The organism is Bacillus sp. JJ1474, assembly GCF_036965225.1.
Lineage (GTDB): Bacteria > Bacillota > Bacilli > Bacillales > Cytobacillaceae > Cytobacillus.
On record NZ_JBALPC010000002.1, the window covers coordinates 1 to 4404 of the forward strand.

5 protein-coding genes are annotated in these 4404 nt (G+C 35.6%); 2 read left to right on the forward strand and 3 right to left on the reverse strand.

All coding sequences use genetic code 11. The features are described from left to right. Positions 1 to 907: 907 nt before the first annotated feature. The gene (locus V7164_RS00660) at positions 908 to 1438 is read left to right on the forward strand and encodes a YceI family protein (RefSeq protein ID WP_335345442.1); all 531 of its coding nucleotides are present in this window, start codon (positions 908 to 910) and stop codon (positions 1436 to 1438) included. Between the two features lie 39 nt (positions 1439 to 1477). On the opposite strand, the gene dacB is transcribed toward V7164_RS00660, so the two are convergent. Next, entirely contained in the window at positions 1478 to 2962 is a 1485-nt protein-coding gene (gene dacB, locus V7164_RS00665) for a D-alanyl-D-alanine carboxypeptidase/D-alanyl-D-alanine endopeptidase (RefSeq protein WP_335345443.1), read from the reverse strand. A gap of 258 nt (positions 2963 to 3220) precedes the next feature. On the opposite strand from dacB, the gene V7164_RS00670 reads away from it, so the two are divergent. Then, positions 3221 to 3472 (forward strand): DUF2533 family protein, encoded by a 252-nt coding sequence (locus tag V7164_RS00670; protein WP_335345444.1) that lies wholly within the window; start codon positions 3221 to 3223, stop codon positions 3470 to 3472. 56 nt (positions 3473 to 3528) lie between these two features. Here V7164_RS00670 and V7164_RS00675 read toward each other — a convergent pair whose 3' ends face one another. Together V7164_RS00675 and mug are read right to left on the reverse strand one after the other, a co-directional pair. Then, the gene (locus V7164_RS00675; RefSeq protein ID WP_335345445.1) at positions 3529 to 3849 is read right to left on the reverse strand and encodes an MGMT family protein; all 321 of its coding nucleotides are present in this window, start codon (positions 3847 to 3849) and stop codon (positions 3529 to 3531) included. 30 nt (positions 3850 to 3879) lie between these two features. Further along, the gene (mug, locus tag V7164_RS00680) at positions 3880 to 4383 is read right to left on the reverse strand and encodes a G/U mismatch-specific DNA glycosylase (protein ID WP_335345446.1); all 504 of its coding nucleotides are present in this window, start codon (positions 4381 to 4383) and stop codon (positions 3880 to 3882) included. Positions 4384 to 4404: the final 21 nt, after the last annotated feature.

Below are 4404 nucleotides of genomic sequence, written 5' to 3' on the forward strand. Positions count from 1 at the left end.
CTTTTAAATAGCTTGCTGTTTTCTGTAAATATCGATCAAAATAAGTTTCGTATTCAAAATACTGGCGACCCCAATGAGAGGTTTTGTGAATATCCCCTGTTAATTCTTCAAAAAAATCGCTGACATAAGAATAATCAGCAGGATCGAAAACACCGATCATTTTAAGTTTTTCTTCGAGTGCAATTGTGTCAATCTTTTTATACTTTACTTCGCTTTGCAGATCTTTTATAAGGNNTTTATTAATGATGCATTCTATTTCCTGAATGAATTTTTCCTGGAAATTCTGAATTGATTCATGCAGTAGCCTTTCTTCTTCTTTTTGTAAAAAGTCTTCCCTAGCTTCTCTATATTTCACTTCCCAATTTATTTCCTCTGCTTCCCATTTCTTGTTTAACCATTCAAGCGCATGAAATGGCTTATATGTACGCATTTGAGTTCGGAAGAGATGGTTTATTAATTTCTTGTCTACATTCTCAGTTTCGTAACCTTTCCCTTTTAAATAATCCTTTTTTGTCTGTCTAGACACGCTCCCGGTAGATTTATTTAACCAGACATTTAACCATAATTGATTAATATAGCTACTTCTTTCTAAAACATAGTCTTCATAAGCTGGCATCTTATCTTTACTGCCCAAATATAATGCTATATCATTTAAAATTTTGGCTTTTGTATTTTCAACAGCATTCCGGTAGGTTAGTTCCAATTGGTTCAATGTTATCCCTCATTCAGTTAGACTTTCCAATTCATTATTGTTATTGTAACACTTCCCATAATAAATCATGAAAAAGGCCAATATTTTAAATTTTTTTATTGACAAATAGAGGAAGTGTTCATATAATTTATTTAGAATTAAGTTATCTCGAATTCAAATAAAATAAATTCAAGCGAAAATTAGGAGGAAACTAAAATGACAAATTCAAAATGGGCCCTTGATCCAGCACACAGCAGCGTTGATTTTTCTATCAAGCATATGATGATTGCGAATGTGAAAGGAACTTTTAATCAATTCGATGCAGTGATTGAAGCAGATCCTACGGACTTAACGTCAGCAAACATTCAATTTACAGTTGATCTTGCAAGCATTGATACACGTAATGCTGATCGTGATAACCATCTTCGTTCAGGTGACTTCTTTGATGTGGAAAATAACCCATCTATGACCTTCCAATCTACTAAGATTGTAAATAATGGTGATGGCGAATATGATGTAACTGGCGATTTAACAATTCGCGGAGTAACGAAAACGGAAACGTTTGAGGTTAGTTATGAAGGTACAGGTAAAGATCCATGGGGCAACGATAAGGTTGGCTTCACTGTTGAAGGAGCTATTAAGCGCAGTGATTATGGTTTAACTTGGAACTCTGCTCTGGAAACAGGCGGTGTCCTTGTAGGGGATAAGGTGAAAATTTCATTAGACGTTCAAGCTGCTAAAGCTTAATATAAAAAAGCGGGTCCAATTGGATCCGCTTTTTTAAATCTATTGTTCTGCTAAAATAACTGCAATTTTATCCTCGATTACTTTCCCCTTTGAACCGTTAACTAAATTATTTAAAACAATTGAAAATATAAGTCTTTCGCCGCTCTTCGTATCCACATAACCAGATAATGAGCTGACAGTAGAAATGGAGCCAGTCTTCGCCATTACTTTGTTTTGTGCAACAGAATTAATCATTCGATTTCGAAGTGTTCCTCCTACCATTCGATCAGTCGCCCCTGCAATAGGCAATGATGTCAAATAGCTTTCATACCATTCCTTGTCTTGAACAGCAAACAAGAGCTTGGAAATTTCATTTGCAGGTATTAAATTCACATGGGAAATACCAGAGCCATCTCTAAGAACGAGTGTGTTAGTGTTAATCCCTAATTTGATAAGCTCCTCTTTCAGCACTTCAATGCCTTTATCCCAGCTGCCTTCTCCTTTAACAACTTTGCCCATTTCTTTTATTATTGCTTCTGCATGTCCATTATTGCTTAATTTCATAAAAGGAATAAGTAATTCAGATAATGGCATTGATTGGTGACTGACTAATACATTTGCTCCCTCAGGTGCAGCTGCTGTTCGCACTTTCCCATTTAATTTTATTCCTTGCTCTAATAATGATTGTTTGAATAAATCAAGTGCATAACCAGAAGGCTCCCAAACAGCCATCCATTCTCTCGCTCTGCTCGCTTCTAATGGAATAGTGCCTTCAATAATAATATTATTTGTCCCGTGCTGACGTTCTATTGAAATGCTTTTCTTCCCGTCTTTTGCAACTGTTTTGGCGTTATTAATAATGTTTACATAATCCGTTTTTGGTTCTAATGTAACAATAGGTTCTACACCTGTATTTTTCCCTGGATTTACATCAACAATAACGGTTCCAGCGTCATAATCTTCATTTGGTGAAGCCGTTAGAGCTGAAACTTGAGCTCCATAATAATAAGTTTCATCATTCCAAGTTAAGTCCATAGAATAGCGGATATCATCATACCACGTATCATCAGCAACTAAATCACCATGAATAATACCGATTCCCAAATCTTTAATCTTCCTTGCAAATTGATCGAAATCCGCTTTTAATAATGTCGGATCTCCTTTTCCTTTTAGATAGAGATTTCCTTGCAATGTTACCCCTTTTACAGAACCGTCAGTAAGCAGTTCAGTTGAGAATTTGTAATTTTCCCCTAATGTTGATAGAGCAGCTGCAGCGGTTAGCAGTTTCATATTAGAGGCAGGCTTTAAGCGAATATCTCCAATATGATCATACAGCAACTCCCCTGTCTCGGCTGATCGAACACTTACACCAGCTAGTGCTCCCTTTAAATCAGGATCATTATTGAGGAGCTGATTTAGTTCCTGAACCAGCGCTCCTCCTTCTTCAGTTGCCTGAACGACCGGTTTCTCTGGGTTTATTTGAGGAACGAAAGCAAGCATGAAAATCAATAAAAGACTAAGACTAAATTTCATTGGATTTTTCAATGATTTCAACACCTTTCTTCTATTTATGTTTAATACAATTCTTCTTTGAAAGGTGAATCCCTCTATTTCCAGTATGAGGAAAAAGTAGTGTTTTTCATTCAATATTTTATTGTATTCTGCTAAATTGATCAGTATGAAATCAAACAGAATTTCAATAAATTTTAATAAAAATGAATTCTTGTAAAAGAGTAATTTTTCTCTTAACGCAACTAGCAAAGCTGTTATGGTATATGGAATAAGGAGAGTGATAGCACGAGTGTGCATAAAGAGATAACGAAGCATGTCAATAAACAAAACAAGCGGATTATTGAATTTATGGCTTTAAATCAGCAAAGGGAATATTATATTGAACAAGCTCTTCAACATTGCAGAGAAGGTAAACCCTTCACAGCAGATAAAATAAATGAAGTGACAGCGAGGATTAACGACCTAGCTAAACAGGGAATTATACCTGCAAGGAAGCATGTGACGATTGAAATAATTGAAGAATATGCAGGAAGAACGAAATAGTCTATTTGATGTAGAGAAAAAGGAAGGTTCTATTTAGAAAAACCTCCTTTTTTCTTTTAATAATAGTTAAGGTTTGGTTCATACAAATAAAGATTTAGATCAATCGTTCCATTCAGTTTAAATTCTACCCCTTCACTCTCTAAAGAAAGTCTTTGAACTGAATAATGCTCATCATCTTTTAAACCAATTTCCCCTTTTGAATTGATCACACGATGCCAAGGAAGTTGATGTTTTTTGCTCATGGAGTGCAGAATTCTTACTACTTGCCTTGCCCCTCTCGGACTGCCTGCAAGCTTCGCAATTTGCCCATAAGTCATCACTTTTCCAGCTGGGATATTTTTAATGATAAGTATGGCTTTTTCCGTAAATGTTTCCACTTGTTGATCTCCCTTTGATTCATTTCATAATTAAGATAGCAGCTTAGGCAACTCAGAATAAATTTGAATAATCTCCTCTATTTTCATTCGAACTAACCCACTGGATGACGGTGCAACAAAATCAATTGTGCCGGGAATTACTGATTCCTCTTGCTTCCCCCAAGGAATGGACTTTTTCTTGCTAAATTCCTGATAAACTCCCTTTCCGACAAAACAGACAATCTTCGGTTTATAATCATTTATTTTTCTTAAAAGCTCGATTCTACCTGCTTCATATTCTTCTTTCGTAATTTCATCTGCAGCCTTCGTTGGTCTGGGCACAATGTTTGTCATTCCATAACCTAAATCTAGCACTTTATAATCCTCGGTTGCAGCAAATTTCCTTGGGGTCAAACCTGATTCATGAAGAATTTTCCAAAAACGATTATTCGGATTGGCAAAATGATGGCCGGTTTCTGATGAACGGATACTTGGATTAAAGCCAACAAATACTAGATGTAGATTTTCTTTTAGATGATCATTTATTGGTTTCATTTCATACACCTTCTATCATCA